Annotated in this window: 16 protein-coding genes; 4 read left to right on the top strand and 12 right to left on the bottom strand. The window is 65.2% G+C overall.

The genetic code is table 11. The features are described from left to right. Positions 1-2 precede the first annotated feature (2 nt). Entirely contained in the window at positions 3-611 is a 609-nt protein-coding gene (phnH, locus tag RX329_RS03615; RefSeq protein WP_085384267.1) for a phosphonate C-P lyase system protein PhnH, read from the bottom strand. Between the two features lie 4 nt (positions 612-615). Next, a complete protein-coding gene (gene phnG / locus RX329_RS03610) occupies positions 616-1,080 on the bottom strand; it encodes a phosphonate C-P lyase system protein PhnG (protein ID WP_085384268.1) in 465 nt (154 codons plus the stop codon). A gap of 118 nt (positions 1,081-1,198) precedes the next feature. Between phnG and phnF the strand changes: the two genes are divergently transcribed. Beyond that, positions 1,199-1,930, top strand: coding sequence for a phosphonate metabolism transcriptional regulator PhnF (gene phnF, locus RX329_RS03605; protein WP_018453077.1), 732 nt, complete (start codon positions 1,199-1,201; stop codon positions 1,928-1,930). 163 nt (positions 1,931-2,093) lie between these two features. Here phnF and phnE (RX329_RS03600) read toward each other — a convergent pair whose 3' ends face one another. The 4 genes from phnE (RX329_RS03600) to phnC all read right to left on the bottom strand — a co-directional run bounded on the left by phnE (RX329_RS03600) (position 2,094) and on the right by phnC (position 5,708). Continuing rightward, positions 2,094-2,981, bottom strand: coding sequence for a phosphonate ABC transporter, permease protein PhnE (gene phnE, locus RX329_RS03600; RefSeq protein ID WP_377828922.1), 888 nt, complete (start codon positions 2,979-2,981; stop codon positions 2,094-2,096). After that, positions 2,939-3,823: a phosphonate ABC transporter, permease protein PhnE gene (gene phnE, locus RX329_RS03595; RefSeq protein ID WP_085351552.1), complete on the bottom strand. Its 885-nt coding sequence runs from the start codon at positions 3,821-3,823 to the stop codon at positions 2,939-2,941. The genes phnE (RX329_RS03600) and phnE (RX329_RS03595) overlap by 43 nt, the downstream gene beginning before the upstream one ends. A 76-nt stretch (positions 3,824-3,899) precedes the next feature. Continuing rightward, positions 3,900-4,835 carry a phosphonate ABC transporter substrate-binding protein gene (gene phnD, locus RX329_RS03590; protein ID WP_085351553.1) on the bottom strand — a complete coding sequence of 312 codons (936 nt, stop codon included), beginning with the start codon at positions 4,833-4,835 and terminating at the stop codon, positions 3,900-3,902. Between the two features lie 63 nt (positions 4,836-4,898). Continuing rightward, a complete protein-coding gene (gene phnC / locus RX329_RS03585) occupies positions 4,899-5,708 on the bottom strand; it encodes a phosphonate ABC transporter ATP-binding protein (protein ID WP_085361140.1) in 810 nt (269 codons plus the stop codon). A 183-nt stretch (positions 5,709-5,891) separates the two neighbouring features. Here phnC and RX329_RS03580 point away from each other — a divergent pair, with 183 nt between their 5' ends. The 3 genes from RX329_RS03580 to RX329_RS03570 are packed head-to-tail and all read left to right on the top strand — an operon-like array spanning position 5,892 to position 8,458. Continuing rightward, on the top strand, positions 5,892-6,551 hold the full coding sequence (locus RX329_RS03580) for a chloramphenicol acetyltransferase (protein WP_085351555.1): 660 nt from the start codon (positions 5,892-5,894) through the stop codon (positions 6,549-6,551). Further along, positions 6,548-7,741, top strand: coding sequence for an alpha-D-ribose 1-methylphosphonate 5-triphosphate diphosphatase (locus tag RX329_RS03575; RefSeq protein WP_317245508.1), 1,194 nt, complete (start codon positions 6,548-6,550; stop codon positions 7,739-7,741). Before RX329_RS03580 ends, RX329_RS03575 begins: the two co-directional genes overlap by 4 nt. Before the next feature lie 18 nt (positions 7,742-7,759). Next, positions 7,760-8,458 (top strand): DUF1045 domain-containing protein, encoded by a 699-nt coding sequence (locus RX329_RS03570; protein ID WP_018453070.1) that lies wholly within the window; start codon positions 7,760-7,762, stop codon positions 8,456-8,458. A 3-nt stretch (positions 8,459-8,461) separates the two neighbouring features. Here RX329_RS03570 and RX329_RS03565 read toward each other — a convergent pair whose 3' ends face one another. From RX329_RS03565 to RX329_RS03540, 6 genes are all read right to left on the bottom strand, one after another. Then, positions 8,462-9,055 carry a hypothetical protein gene (locus RX329_RS03565; protein ID WP_018453069.1) on the bottom strand — a complete coding sequence of 198 codons (594 nt, stop codon included), beginning with the start codon at positions 9,053-9,055 and terminating at the stop codon, positions 8,462-8,464. 77 nt (positions 9,056-9,132) lie between these two features. Then, entirely contained in the window at positions 9,133-10,533 is a 1,401-nt protein-coding gene (locus RX329_RS03560) for a selenium-binding protein SBP56-related protein (protein ID WP_085361142.1), read from the bottom strand. A gap of 258 nt (positions 10,534-10,791) precedes the next feature. Next, a complete protein-coding gene (locus RX329_RS03555; RefSeq protein ID WP_026232453.1) occupies positions 10,792-11,733 on the bottom strand; it encodes a dihydrodipicolinate synthase family protein in 942 nt (313 codons plus the stop codon). 124 nt (positions 11,734-11,857) lie between these two features. Beyond that, a complete protein-coding gene (locus RX329_RS03550; RefSeq protein ID WP_085354355.1) occupies positions 11,858-13,939 on the bottom strand; it encodes a methyl-accepting chemotaxis protein in 2,082 nt (693 codons plus the stop codon). A 134-nt stretch (positions 13,940-14,073) separates the two neighbouring features. Continuing rightward, entirely contained in the window at positions 14,074-14,844 is a 771-nt protein-coding gene (locus tag RX329_RS03545; RefSeq protein ID WP_018453065.1) for an enoyl-CoA hydratase, read from the bottom strand. 17 nt (positions 14,845-14,861) lie between these two features. Then, positions 14,862-15,329 (bottom strand): MarR family winged helix-turn-helix transcriptional regulator, encoded by a 468-nt coding sequence (locus RX329_RS03540; RefSeq protein WP_085351560.1) that lies wholly within the window; start codon positions 15,327-15,329, stop codon positions 14,862-14,864. Positions 15,330-15,340 lie beyond the last annotated feature (11 nt).

Here is a 15,340-nt window from a genome sequence, read left to right as displayed (position 1 = left end):
GCTTAGCTTCCCTTGCTCACGACACGCGTGGTGCGCGGAATCGCAACCACGGCATCATTTGCGACCAGCACCACATCGATGCCGCGCGGAAACAGCGTTTCGTTGACGCGCAGGCGCTCGAACAGGTCGAACGGCTTAATCGAAGCCTGGAGCGTCGCGACACCGTCAATGCCGGGGCCGCGCAGCTCGAAGCTCCGCCCTCCGTCCAGACTCTCGACCTGCAGGATCAACGTGGTCGACCGATCCGGATATTCGCTGGTGCCGAGCGCGAAGCGCTCCAGCGAAGGCAGCGCCCCGCCGTCGCTGATCAGCGCGAAGCTGGCGATGGAAGAATCCTGCACCACCGGCGCACCAGTATGGAATTTCAGCCATTTCACGACGTCGGAAGTCTCATGCATGCGCGCATCGAGCCAGAGCGGCGTGTCGTGATCGAACAGCGTCAACGCGATCGCGGCCGTGCCGCGCATCATCACATGAGGCGCTCCTGATGTCGGCACGATGCGCTGGACCGACCCCGGCCGGGCCATCGCGTCCATGACCGAACGAAAGGTCGATTGCGCCGACAGCACCTTGTCGGCGAACCCGGGGGGCAGTTCCGCAATCGTGGTCATGATCTCACCCCTCACCGCGCACCATGGTATAGAAATCAACCTTCGTCGCGGCGGTCTGGGCCGCCACCTGCTTGCGCCTGACCATAAGCTGCTCACGCAACGGCGCGATAATGTCCCGCTCCACCGCGCCGGCGAAATCGCGGGACTGCACCAGGGCATCGCACAGCGCGATCAGCCGCGCCTTCTCGCCGTCGCGACCGAGCGTGTAGCCGAAACCGACCTCGCCGCTCGCAAGCCGCACCGCGGCGCGCGACACCGTGGCTTCACCGAGGTTGAACGGCGCACCGTCACCGCCGACCCGGCCGCGCAGCATGACGAGGCCGTTTTCCGGCGCGCGCAGATCCTGATGCGCCGGCAAAACGAGAGCGTCGAGGCGAGCGGCGATCTCGCCCGCCTCCGCGTGCGCCAGCACGGCCATTGCGGCCTTGCGCTGGGCTTGCTGATTATTGTGCTGGGTCACCGCATCCACCGACTTCTCTGCAGAACTTGCCGAATCCAAGTTGTCTATGATACTAGACAACTTGATACGGGAGCGCCATGACTGTTTCGTGACAAAGGCGTGATTTCTGGAGTAGCTTCCCGGCCACATGAGCATGCAGGACACAGCCTCCTCCGGCGTCGCGTTGTGGCGTCTCGTTGCCGACGGCATCGAGCGCGGCATCGCCGACGGCCGCTTTGCGGCGGGCGACAAGCTGCCGGGCGAGGTGGAGATCGCCGAAACCTATCGCGTCAACCGCCACACCGTGCGACGCGCGCTGGCCGCGCTTGCCGAGCGCGGCATCGTGCGGGCAGAACGCGGCAGCGGAACCTATGTCGAGGCGCAGAAGCTCGCTTATCCACTGCGCTCGCGGACCCGTTTCTCCGAGATCGTCGGCGCGGACGGCCGCGAACCGCATGGCCGGCTGATCGAGGCGTCCGCTGACGTTGCGACCCGCGAACTCGCGCGGGAGCTTGGCCTCAAGACCGGCGCACCGCTGGTCCGGATCGAGGCGATGCGCCTCGCCGACCGCACGCCGATCTGTGTCTCCACGACGTGGCTGTCGGCGCAGCTATTCCCGGCTGCGGGCGACGTCTTTGCCGCGACCCGCTCGATGACGAAATTGCTCGAGCATTACGGCGTCCGGGACTATCGCCGCGGCGCGACCCGGATCACCGCCGGTATCGTCGACGCAACCGACGCCGCACGGCTCGATCTGGCGCTGGGACGGCCGATCCTGGTGGTCGACGCCACCGATCACGATCTCGACGGCAAGCCGCTGGTGACCAAGCATTCGCGCTTTGCCGCGGAGCGGGTGGAATTTCTGGTGGAGAACGGGTGAACTGGCTGCCCTCTGCCCCTCTCCCCTTGCGGGAGAGGTGGCTCGCCGCGCTAGCGGCGAGACGGGTGAGGGGTTGCCTCCGCGCACTGATCTGAATTGAGGATGCAGACCCCTCATCCGGCGCTTCGCGCCACCTTCTCCCACAAGGGGAGAAGGAAGAAGGTTACGCCACCGCCCGCCGCCCGATAATCGCAAAACGCAATTTGCCCGAAACGAAATCGATCGCAGCGACTGCGACCAGGATCATCAGGATCAGGAACGACACCTTCTGCCATTCCAGCACGCGGATCTGCTCGGCGAGTTGGAGGCCGATGCCGCCGGCGCCGACGATGCCGATGATGGTGGCCGAGCGCGTGTTCGACTCGATGAAATAGAGCACCTGCCCCGCAATCACGGGCAAAACCTGCGGCAGCAGGCCGAAGCGAATCTCGTGCAGCGCGCTGCCGCCGGAGGCGCGGATGCCCTCGACCTGCTTCTGGTCGGCGCCCTCGATCGCCTCCGAGAACAGTTTTCCGAAGGCGCCGAAATCCGACACGGCGATGGCGAGCACGCCGGCAAACGGGCCGAGCCCGACCACGTTGATCCACACCAGCGCCCAGATCAACGTGTCGACGCCGCGAATCAAATCCAGGAAACGTCGGACCGGAAAGCGCAGCAGCTTTGATGGCACGACATTACGCGCCGCAAGAAGACTGACCGGCAGTGCGAACAGCGCGGCGAGCGTTGTGCCGAGCAGCGCGATCGACAGCGTCTCGCCCAGCGCCTTCAGATAGACCGGCAGCGACGAGCCGGGATCCGGCGGGATCATCATCAGGCTGATCCAGCCGAGCTGGTTGAGGCCCGCGACGAACCGCGACGGCGAGAAGTCGAGATCGACGAGGCCGTAAATCAGGATCGCGAGCGCCGCGACGCTCATCGCCGGCATGGCGAGCCGCGCCGAGGCCGGCCGGTCGAACACGTCAGGATAGCGCGCGCGAAGCGCCGCAGTGTCGGTCTCCTGCGGTCCCGTCACGTCCGCGCCTCCTTGCCGAACAGACGGCCGCGCAGCCATCCGGTGCTGATGTCGATGATGAAGACCGTGACGATGATGGTGAGCAGGATGGCGCTGACGTCGGAGTAATAGAACTTGCGGATGGCGACGACGAGCTCCTGGCCGATGCCGCCGGCACCGACGAAGCCCATCACGGAGGCCTCGCGGACGTTGATCTCGAACCGCAGCAGCGCGTAGCTGGCATAGCCTGCCGTGACCTGCGGCAGGATGGCGAAGCGCATGCAGGAGAGCCAGCTTGCGCCGGTCGAGCGGACGCCTTCGACCGGCTTCATGTCGGCATTCTCGACGATCTCCGAGAACAGCTTGCCGAGCGCGCCGGTGGAGTGGATCGCGATCGCAAGCACGCCGGCCATCGGACCGAGCCCGAAGGCGATCACGAAGATCAGCGCAAACACGATGCCAGGCACCGTGCGCGCGAATTCGAGCAGGCGCCGCACCATGAAACGCAGCCAGGGCGCGGGCGAGGTGTTTTCAGCGGCGAAGAAGTTCAGGCAGAACGCAAGAGTCGCGCCGATCAGCGTGCCGACATAGGAGATCAGCAGGGTCTCGCCCAGCATCCTCAGCCATTTGCGCCAGCCCCAGAGCCACTCGCCGACATCGGTCCAGACCCGCTGGCCGGTGTCGAGTGTGAGGATGCGGTCGAAATAGCTGATGAAGTTGCCAAAGTGGGCGAACAGCGTGCGCAGATTCACTTCAGCGCCGATCGCGGCCAGACACAGTGCTGCGGCGAAGATCACGGCTCCAGACAGGATTCGGAGCCGCTTGCGCGCCACCGCCTGGCGATAGCCGGCGTTGAGCACGGCGAGCTGCTGCTCGGGGAGAATCGAAACCGCGACGGTCATCTGATCAGGAAAGGTGGTCGATCAAAGAGAAAGAGCCGGGTCCATCGACCCGGCTCCAGTGGCATCGTCCCGAAACTCAGGACGCCTTCTTCTTACGCAGCGCATCGACGAACTTGATCAGCTCGATCGTGCCATCCCAATCCTTGCTGGTCGCGGGATGAAAACCTTTCTTCTGGCCGTCCTGTAGGCGGTCGAAGGCAGCCTTGTCCTTGGCCGGCGCGTCGAAGAACGCCTTCGCGATGGCGGCCTTGGCCTCTTCCGGCAGGTCGGAATTGTAGGCATACGGACCGTTGATGATCGGCGCCGACTTGTGGATGATGCGGAAATCGTCCTTTTTCATCGCCGAGCCGTCGGCATTCTTCAGCATGCCCTTGGTCAACATCTGCGCCAATGTCGAATCGTCGTCGCTGGTCCACTGGTTGGCGGCGACGTCGACGGTGCCCTGCGCCAGTGCCAGGATCGCGTTCTCATGGCTGCCGGTGAAGACGACCTTGCTGAAATAGGTGTCGGCGTCCGCGATGCCCATCTTGTCGAGCTCGAAGCGCGGCACGTTGTTGCCGGAGGTCGAGTTCGGATCGACCAGGCCGAGGTTCTTGCCCTTGAGCTGATCGATGCTCTTGTAGGGGCTGCTCGCCTTGACGAAGAACACCGAGTAATAACCGGTGGAGCCGTCGGAGTTGATGTCGTTGGCGAAGGCGTCGGTCTTGACGCCGGTCAGGCGGGCGCGAGCGAACGAAGCCGAGCCATAGCTCGCGATGTGGATGTTGCCGGCACGCTGGCCTTCGATCACGGCAGCGTAGTCGTTGGCGATGCGCAGCGTGACTTTCACGCCCAATTCCCTGGAGAGATAGCTCATGAACGGCGCCCAGCGCTCGGTCACGCCCGAGGCGTTTTCCGCCGGAATGACCGCGAAGGTCAGCTCGGGATATTTGGCTTTCCAGTCTTCGGCGGAGGCCGAAGTCGTCAACGCGAGCGCGGCGGCGCCGGCGAGAATCAATCTGCGAGTAATCATGATAGCCTCTTCATTGGTTGAGGTCGGTTGACGCAAAATTGGTAAGTCCTGATGCGGCGCAGCTCAGGCGGCGGCCGCCGTTCCAAGCGCCGGAATGCCCTGTCGCACCGGTGCAGGCGTGCCGCCCATGACTTCGGCGGCTTCGAGATCGTAGAGCTCGCGCGCAACGTGCTCGGTCAACTCGGCCGGCGCGCCGTCGAACACCACGCGACCCTGCGCCATGCCGATCAGGCGGTCGCAATAGCTGCGCGCCAGGTCGAGCGAATGCAGATTGCAGAGCACGGTGATGCCGAAATGCTTGTTGATGCGCAAAAGCGCATCCATCACGATCTTGGTGTTGCGCGGATCGAGCGAGGCGATCGGCTCGTCGGCAAGGATGATGTCGGGCTGCTGCACCAGCGCGCGGGCGATCGCGACACGCTGCTGCTGGCCGCCGGAGAGCTGGTCGGCGCGCTGGGCTGCGAGTGGGGCGATGTCGAACTGCTCGAGCGCGGACATCGCCAGCGCCTTGTCCTGCTCGGGCCAGCTCTGCGACAGCGAGCGCCAGGCCGGCATCGTCGCGAGCCGTCCCATAAGAACGTTGGTGAGAGCATCGAGCCGGCCGACCAGATTGAACTGCTGAAAGATCATCGCCGAGCGCGCCCGCCACTGCCGCAGCTCCTTGCCGCGTAGCGCGGTGACGTCGAGACCGTCGAACAGGATGCGACCCTGCGAAGGGGTCGCGAGACGGTTGATGGTCCGCAGCAGGGTCGACTTGCCGGCGCCGGACCGTCCGATCACGCCGACGAAGCCGCCGGGAGAGACTTGAAACGAGGCGTCGTCCACCGCGGCTTTCACGCCGAAGCGACACGTCAGACCTTCAACCACCAGCATGCAGGGCTCCAGAGTAGCTGGGACCCACCGCTAACGCCGGCGCTTGACACTTGTGTGACACGGACGTTGCGATGCGGCGATCCTACACACCTCATCCCCTGTTCATCCCCTGTCATCGCGCCGTCATGACATTGTCATCAAGCCGCTCGAAGAGAAACACTCGCCCTCTCGTTCGGATACAACATGGCCGCCAAAGCTCTTTCGCTCCAGCCGACTGTCGATTCCTCGGCGAAGCTGCACGACACCAGGCTTGGGGCCTACACAGAGGTCGGCGCCCGCACGATGCTGCACGAAGTGACGATGGGCGATTACTCCTATGTCGTGAACGACGCCCAGATCACCTACACCACCATCGGAAAATTCTGCTCGATCGCGGCGATGACGCGGATCAATCCGGGCAATCACCCGATGCACCGCGCCACGCAGGCGCATTTCACCTATCGTTCGAGCGCCTATTTCGAAGGCGGGAGCGACGACACCGAGTTCTTCGACTGGCGGCGCCAGCATCACGTCCATATCGGCCATGACGTCTGGATCGGCCATGGCGCGATCGTGCTGCCGGGCCGCAACGTCGGCACCGGCGCGGTGATCGCGGCCGGCGCCATCGTCACCAAGGACGTGCCGGCCTACACCATCGTTGCCGGCAATCCGGCGCGCATCGTTCGCCGGCGGTTCTCGGAAGAGGTTGCGGGGCGGCTTGCGAGGCTCGCTTGGTGGGACTGGGATCACGACAAGTTGCGTGAAGCCCTGCCCAATTTCCGCAAGCTCGGGATTGAGGATTTCCTCACGGCATACGAAGCAGGGGCACCCTCTTCTGCCAGCAAACGAAGCGCGGTCGCGTGACAGACATATTCCTCGAGGGCGGGCGGGCCCTGATCGGCTCCGAGTTCGCCGAAACGTCGCTTCTCGTGTCCGGAACGGACATCGCAGAGATCAATGCCTCGCGCAGCCGGGCGCGGCTGGCGATCAACGCGCGCGATCTGCTGGTCCTGCCGGGCATCGTCGATCTGCATGGCGATGCCTTCGAGCGACAGATGATGCCGCGCGCCGGGGTCGATTTCCCGATCGACGTCGCGCTCGCCGACAGCGACCGCCAGGCGATCAGCAACGGCATCACCACGGTTTTTCACGCCACGACCTGTTCGTGGGAGCCGGGCCTGCGCAGAGCCGGCAATGCGCGCAGCCTGATGGAGGCGATCGAACGGCAGCGCCCGCAATTCGCCGCCGACACCCGCTTTCACCTGCGCCACGAGACCTACAATCTCGACGCCGAAACCGAGATCAGCCAATGGCTCACTGAGGGCCGCGTCGACCTGTTCGCCTTCAACGACCACATGGACGGCACGGTTGGGGACATGGCCAAGCCGCGCAAGCGCAATCGCATGGTGGAGCGCACCGGCCTGTCGAGCGAGGAATTCGACCGGCTGGTCGGACACATAATGTCCCGCGCCGCGGATGTGCCGGCTTCCGTGTCACGGCTGGCCGCGACGGCCCGCGCCGCCGACGTGCGGATGCTCTCGCACGATGATGCGACGCCCGCGATGCGCGAAGGCTTTCGCGCCATGGGCGTGGCGATTGCGGAGTTTCCGATCAACGAGGAGACAGCGCGGGCGGCAGCAAGCCACGGTGACGCCATCGTCTACGGCGCGCCGAACGTCGTGCGCGGAGGCAGCCACACGGGCTGGACCAGGGCATCCGACATGATCGCCAAAGGGCTCTGCTCGGTTCTGGCCTCGGACTACTACTATCCCGCGCAGCTGCTCGCTGCGTTCCGGCTCGCCGCCGATGGCGTGCTGCCGCTGACCGAGGCCTGGAATCTGGTCTCCGCCGCGCCCGCGCGCGCGACCGGTCTTGCAGATCGCGGCGTGCTCGCGGAAGGCCGGCGCGCGGACATTCTGCTGGTCGACGACAGCATGCCGCTGCGGCCGCGGCTGATCGCCGTGATATCAGGCGGCAAGCTCGTGCATCTCACCGAGGCGACGCGGTTGCTTGGCATGCCAGCTACCCCGCGCCAAGCTGTCGCCGCGGCATAAACCCGCTATGCTCGGACGATGACGAGTTTCCCCCGCTACGCGATCTATTTTGCCGCAGGCAGCGACAGCGCGCTCACCCGCTTCGGCGCGGAGTTGCTCGGCTACGATGCCTATACCGGCAACGAGCTGCCGTTTCCCGCCGACGCATCGCGTCTCGCGCCGGACTGGCGTGATGTCACCGCCGATCCCCGCAAATACGGCTTTCACGCCACGCTGAAGGCGCCGATGGCGCTGGCGTCCGACAGGCGCGAGGTCGAGCTTGTTGCGGCCTGCGCGACATTCGCCGGCAGGGCACGCGCAATTCCGGTGATCCGCCCGGTCGTCGATTCCATCAGCGGCTTCATCGCCGTCATTCCCGGGGAGCCGGTCGGCGAACTCCAGCAGCTCGCCGCCGATTGCGCGCGCGACTTCGACTCCTTCCGCGCGCCGCTGAGCGCGGAAGACCGTGCGCGGCGCAAGCCGGAGAAGCTGAGCGAACGGCAGCGCCACTATCTCGACCGCTGGGGCTATCCTTACGTGATGGAGGAATTCCGTTTCCACATGACGTTGACGGGCCGGCTCGACGTGGAGCGGCGCGGGCCGATTCTGGAAATGCTGCAGGGAAGGTTTGCTGCGCTCGGCCTCAAGACGCTTGCGATCGATCGCGTCGCGCTGTTCAAACAGGACCACGCCAAGGCTCGCTTCCGCATCATCGGCGAGTGGGCTTTGACCCAGTAAGCGTCAGTGCCAGCTCGCGAGATTGAAGCCGAAGGCCACAACGCCAACCAGAATGAGGCTGGTGGCCCAGATTACATCCAGATTGAACCAGCTTCGCGAGACGAACCTCAATCCCAGATGGCGGTAGACCAGCCACGCCAGACATCCGCCGGCGCTGACCATGGCAGCGACGTGCACCAAAGACACCAGAACCGCCATCCCGAGACTCGCCTTCATCAGCGCGCCGGCGGCCTCATGGCCGGCATCGAGTTCGAAGGCCTGGCAGAGCCCGAGATAGATCGGCACGAGCATCAAGGCGGCGCCGTGAGCAATGGCAACGGCAAATGACCAGAGCGCCAATTGCGTCGGCGGAATTCGTGCCAGCGCGCGCGGATGGCGCCGCTCGACCAGCCGATAGACGCCGAAGCCGATGACGAAAAGGCTCGCGCCGAGCTGGATCGAACGCTGCCACTCGGCCAGCACGAGCAGGAACGCGAATGGCAGCAGCACGAGAAGCGTTGCCAGGAGATGTCCGGCGGCCAGAGCCCACAACGCACGAAAGAGCGCGCGCGGGCTCTTGTCCATGAGCCCGGCCGAAACGGCGAGCGGCCAGCCCATTCCCGGATTGACCCCGTGATAGAGACCGCTCGCAACAAGAGCGAGCCACAGCCAGCCGAGGCTCGCGTGTGCCCAATCTAGGCCGACGGGTAGCAAAAGGAGTCCGTCGAACAATCGCCGCCCTCCAGCCTGATCTGGTGCGCACGATATCCGTCGGGGAAGCTCACGAAGTAGTTCTTGTCGAGCTCGAGGCCACCATTGCGACCGACATTGGCCATGACTTCCAAACCCGGAACGCCATCGGGATAGAACTGGTCATCCCAGGTGGAATAGAGCGAATTGGTCCAGTACACCCGCCTGCCGTCCCGGCTGATCTCGACCATCTGCGGACCGGCCGCAAATGCCTTGCCGTTCGGATGGGGGGTGCGGCGCGCGATGCCGCCGATGTGAACCGAGCCCGCAAGCTTCGGCTTTCGCGGATCACTCACGTCGTACTGGCGCATTTCACCCGTGCCCCAGCACGAGACATAGAGAAAACGATCATCCATCGACAGGTCGATGTCGGTCACCAGCGGCGGCACGGCGCCAAAGCCCTGAAGCAGCGGCGGGAGCTTCTCCTTTGGCGCAGGCTCGGGCGGGATCGTCGCCGTCTTCTCCGCATGGAATTTTCCGCCTTCGCGCCACCAGGTCCAGATCGAGGCTTCGAGATTCGTGGTGTCGACCACAACGCCTACAAAGCCGTATTCGCGAACCGGATCGTGCGCCGGCCGTACCTCCAGCGCCATCTGATGATTGGCGCCGAGGTCGATGGTCTGCACGTTGCGACGGGCGCGGAGATCCCAGAAGTGGAGACGATGGCCATATTTGTTCGCCAGCAGATCTTCCGGGACGATCCCGTTCTCGAACTGCGGCGGCAATGCCCATTCGCTCGTCACCATGTAGTCGCGCGGCAGGTTCCACCAGAAATCATAGTGCAGCGTCTGCGGACCGCGGTCGATCTCCCATCGTCCAAGGACCTCGAACGTCTCGCAATCCATGATGAAGACGCCTGGAGGCCCGTTGGTGCCGTCCTTGCCGCCGCCGCCGAGCGTGCTCACATAGACGCCGTCCGGCCCGCAATGGATGGTGTGCGGCCGCGAATAGCCGGTCTTTTTGAAGACTTCCTCGGGCTCCATGATCTTGTGGATTTTGGCTTTGGTCGGATCGGGCTTCGTATCGATGATGTAAATCCGCGACGAGCGCAGCCCGGGGATGATGAGATAGCGCCGCTCGATGAAGGCATGCCCAGTGAGCGGCGACAAGGCGGAGGAGCAGGCATTCCAACCGAAGTGATGAAACTCATCGCCCTTGTTGGGCATCGTCACGGTGTGGACGATCTGGCTGTAGGTCGGCGATCCCGGCTTGGCGTCGATCACCGCGAGAGCATCCGGTTTCGAGAAATCCGGACTGAGCAGCAACGTGTAGGCAAAGTTCTCCGCAGGAGCTTCCATCGCAAGCTTGGGCGATGCGTGAAAGGTGGGATCCGGCCTCATCGTCATGGCACTGCCTCCCTGTTTCGTTGGTTCGCACCAACCTGGTTCGGAATAGCGGCATAATGAAGAGCTGTTGCGCGATGTCTTGAGTTGCTCCGCGGGCCAGGTTGGCGAGCGTACAATATGTCATCGCCGGGCTGCGGGAAACCGCCCGAACCGCGTTAATTCGACGCCTTCAGCCAGATGGAAGCTGGCGGGATCAGGCCAGGGTGCGCACCTCACACTCAGCGTCGTCCCGGCCTTCGCCGGGACGACAGCGTTGCGCTACTTCCCCCACCTCAACGCCAGCGCATCGCGCTCCTTGGCCAACTCCAGCAGCCCGGCCCGCGTCGCCGGGTGCAACGGCTGGAGCGGATGCCGCACCGTGTCCGACTTGATCACGCCGCCGGCCTGCATCATCGCCTTGCAGGCGATCAGGCCGCATTGGCGGTTTTCGTAGTTGATCAGCGGCAGCCAGCGTTCGTAGGCGGCTTTGGCCTCTTCACGCTTGCCGGCGAAATAAGGATCGACGATCTGGCGGATGCCGTCGGGATAGCCGCCGCCGGTCATCGCGCCGGTGGCGCCGGCATCGAGATCGGCGAGCAGCGTGATCGCTTCCTCGCCGTCCCAGGGACCCTCGATATCGCTGCCGCCGGCGTCGATCAGGCTGCGCAGCTTTGCAGCCGCGCCCGGCACCTCGATCTTGAAATAGCGGATGTTGGCGAAATCGCGCGCCAGCCGCGCGAGCAGCTCAACCGACAGGGGGGTGCCGGCGACAGGCGCATCCTGGATCATGATCGGAATCTTGATCGCGCCCGACAGCACCTTGAAGAATTCGACGACGCCTTTTTCGGGCACGCGGAAGGTGGCGCCGTGATAGGGCGGCATCACCATGACCATGGCGGCACCGGCCGCCTCGGCCTGCCGGCTGCGCGCGGCGCAGACGGCCGAGCTGAAATGCGTGGTGGTGACGATCACGGGAACGCGGCCCGCGACATGCTCCAGCACCGCATGCATCACGGTCTCGCGCTCGGCATCCGTGAGCACGAACTGCTCGGAGAAATTGGCGAGAATGCACAGACCGTTCGAGCCTGCGTCAATCATGAAATCGATGCAGCGACGCTGTCCCTCAAGGTCGAGTTCGCCGCGCTCGTCGAAGATGGTGGGTGCGACCGGGAACACGCCGCGATAGGGGCGCTGGGCCTTGTGGTGGGGCGTGACCGGCATCGAACTCTCCATCCCTGATATCTCTTACATCTGCCGCGACGCTCGCACAGCGCCACAGATGTACCCGCCGCGCGCATCGGCGGCAATGCCGATCGCGCGACGTAAGGACGGAAGATTGTCGAAGCTATGCGGTCCTCACCGCGCCCAAAAAGCCCTCGACCGCGACGCGGAGACGATCGGCGTCGGCGGACATTTTCGTCACGGACACCGACAGGACCGAACCGGCATTGCCCGTCTCCTGGTTCAGCCTGGCGACGCTGCCGATGGTGTCGGTGACCTCGCGGGTTCCCTGCGCGGCCTGCTGGAAGTTGCGGGAGATCTCGGTGGTGGCCGCACGCTGCTGTTCGACCGCTGCCGCGATCGCCGTCATCTTTTCGTCGATGCCGCTGATCGCGCCGCCGATCGCGCGGATGGCCGCGACCGCCTGGCCCGTCGCGCCCTGGATCTCCGCGACCTGGCGGGAGATTTCTTCCGTCGCCGTCGCCGTCTGCGAAGCGAGGCTCTTGACCTCGCCGGCGACCACGGCGAAGCCGCGGCCGGCCTCGCCCGCGCGCGCGGCTTCGATGGTGGCGTTCAACGCCAGGAGATTGGTCTGCCCTGCGATGGCGTTGATCATCTTCACGACCTCGCCTATGCGGCCAGCGGTCTGATCGAGGATTTCGACCGTCGCATTGGTCTGCGCTGCCTGCGACACGGCTTCGCGGGCCTCGCGGGCGCTGGCCTGCACCTGCGCGGAGATCTCGCCGACGGACGCCGAGAGTTCTTCGGTCGCCGCTGCGATGGTCTCGAGATTGTTGGTGGCCTGCTCGGCGGAGGAGGAGACCGCCGCGGTCTGGCTGCTCGATTCCGAAACCAGTGAGCGGACGTCCGTCGCGGTGGCATCGAGCTCCTTGGTCGACGCCGCAACGCTGTGAATGACGGCTTGCACGGTGTCGTCGAAACTGCGGCAGGCCGCATCGACGGTGCCGGAGCGGGCGAGCTGGAGCGCCTGCTGCGATTCGCGCTCCTGGCCCAGGCGTTCCGCGGTCGCCGCGCTCTCGCGCAGGCTTTCGAGTGCGGCCGCCATGGTGCCGAACTCGTCGGGATACCTGGATTGCGGGACGGGCGTCGCGTAGTCGCGGGCGCTGATCTTGGCGATCGCGTCCAGGATGGCGCGCACCGGGCGCATCAGGCGATTGCGCACCACGTACACGCCGGTCAGGGTCACGGCGAGCGCGAGCAGGAACGCGAGCGACTGCACGACGAGATTGGTGAGCGCCTTGGCCTGCACCGTTTCCGCCCGGACGATTGACTGGTCGAGCGCCTTGTTGGCCACCGCGACGATGGACGCAAAGGGTGACTGACACAGCGTATTCCATTCCGCGGCGGGCATCGCGGGCTTACCGCTGCCGTCGAAATTCTTGGTGAGGTCGCCGATCTGCTTGAGGGCACCGTCGGTCTTGGCCTTCGCGTCCGCCGCTGCCGTCACCAGCTCCGCCGCGACGCCGGGCGCGGCCAGCAACTCGGCCATGCCCGCCCAACCGGAGGCGATCGTGCCATCCCATTGCGCCACTGACCGCTTCTGAGCGTCGTCGAGCGGCTTGCTGCTGTTGACGTTGGAGCGAAGCGACGAACAATGGATCCCATAACGGTCGCGCACCTGCCAGGCGAAGCGCCGGACCTGGATCATGCGGGCGATGAAAGGGTCATTCATCCAGGCACGGTTCGACACCGCGGTGGAGGCGAGGTTGGCCGTTTCGATCACCTTGGTGACGGCATCATACCAGGAGTTGGTCCGCTCGATCTTGCGTTCGGCGCGCGGGCGCTTGGCCTCGTCGTAGAACAGCTGGAATTGCGGCGCGGCGGCGCTCCAGCCCTGCTTCAATGTGCCGGCGAGTTCGTCGCGGCGGGCGAAATCGACGGTGGCGAGCGCGGCGCCGATGGCGTCATAGCCGCCCTGCTCGGCCTTCTCCGCCGCCTCGAGTTTTGCTCGCGGATCATCCTCGCCGAGGATCGCGCTCTGGGCATCGCCGCGATTGTTGCGCAGCGCCAGCACGCCATGGAAGATCGCCTTGTCGGCCGCGGCAAGCCGCGCGGTCTCGAGGCTGTCGCTATAGCGGCCGAACGCCCCAACCATCTGGATCGCCGTGGAGGCCAGCGCACCCGCAGCCAGCAGGGCCATCAAGGTCAGAAGGAGCGAACTTACCGATTTCTTAAACATTGCCATGGTGTCGGGGGCCTGGGTCGGGGGGCCTATTCTTTCGAGCGCCACCTTGCCCGCGACATGCCAATGTTCCGTTAAGGTTTTAATCGAATGGGCGTGAGTTTCCGGCCCGACGAGCCTCAGCGCAGTCCCGGATATCACGCAACCTTGGTGAAATCCGGCGGGCGGCGTTCCGCGAACGCCGTGAAGGCCTCGCGCGCCTCAGCGGTGCGCAGGCGCAGCCCGAACTGCTCGCCTTCGGCATTCATCTGCGCGACCAGCGTCTCGCCGTTGCGCATCAGCTTCTTGGTGGCGGTGAGTGCGCCGGCCGGCTGACGGGCAAGACGCTGCGCCAGCGCGAGCGCCTCGGCATCGAGCTTGTCGAGCGGCACGACGCGGTTGGCGAGCCCCCATTCCAGCGCGGATTTGGCCGGCACCGTCTCGCCCAGCGCGAACATCTCGTAGGCCCGCGCATAGCCGATGCGCGCCGGCATCAGCAGGCTGGAAGCTGCTTCCGGCACCAGTGCGAGGCTGACGAAGGGCGTCGACAATTGCGCGTTGGCGGCAAGCACGACGAGGTCGCAATGCAGCAGCATCGTGGTGCCGACGCCGACGGCGCGGCCCTGCACCGCGGCCACCAAGGGCCGGGAGCAGCGCGCCAGCGACTGGATGAAGCGCACGACGTTGCGGCTTCCTTCCGACTTGCCCGCCGCGACCGCCGCGAACTCGCCGACATCGTTGCCGGCGGTAAACATGTCGCCTTCGCCGCGGATCAGGATCACGCGGACCGACGGATCGTGCTCGGCTGATTCGATGGCATCGGCGAGCTTGCCGTACATCGCATCCGTCAGCGCATTCTTCTTGTCGGGGCGTGCCAGCGTGAGCGTGAGAATTCCGCCGTCGTTCCGGATCCGGACGTGCTCGGTCATGGGTCTCTCCTCTATTCCTATGGATCTCTAGAAAGCTCTGTTGAAAGCTGTCTTGGAAACTTGTCCTGAATGCTGGTCAGCCAGCGCGCGACGATATCGATCTCCGCACTGGTGAATCCGTCCGTCAACGCCGCGTTGACCTGTGCCGCGCTGGCCTTCGCCTGCGCCAGTGCCGTCCGCCCCTTCGGCGTCAGCCAGACGCGCCAGGCGCGACCATCCTCGTGATCCGCGCGCCGCTCGACCAGTTTAGCCGCCGCCGTACGGTCGACCAGCCCCGAGATGCCGGCCGGCCCCATGTCGAGCGCCGCGCCCACCTCACCCATCAGGACGCCGTTCTGCTTGCCGAGGATGAACAGCAGCCCCGCTTGCGCCGGCGTGACCTCGCTCGAAGGCTGCGCCGCCATCCAGCGCTGCACGCGCCGCTGCGCCACGCTCAACAGGTAGATCAACCGATGGTGTCTCGCGCCCGCGTCTTTATTTCGCATGCGAAATAGAT

This window comes from Bradyrhizobium sp. BWC-3-1 (assembly GCF_032917965.1).
GTDB lineage: Bacteria > Pseudomonadota > Alphaproteobacteria > Rhizobiales > Xanthobacteraceae > Bradyrhizobium > Bradyrhizobium canariense_D.
The sequence above is the reverse complement of the archived record's forward strand: the minus strand, read 5'-3'. Positions and strand labels throughout refer to the sequence as shown.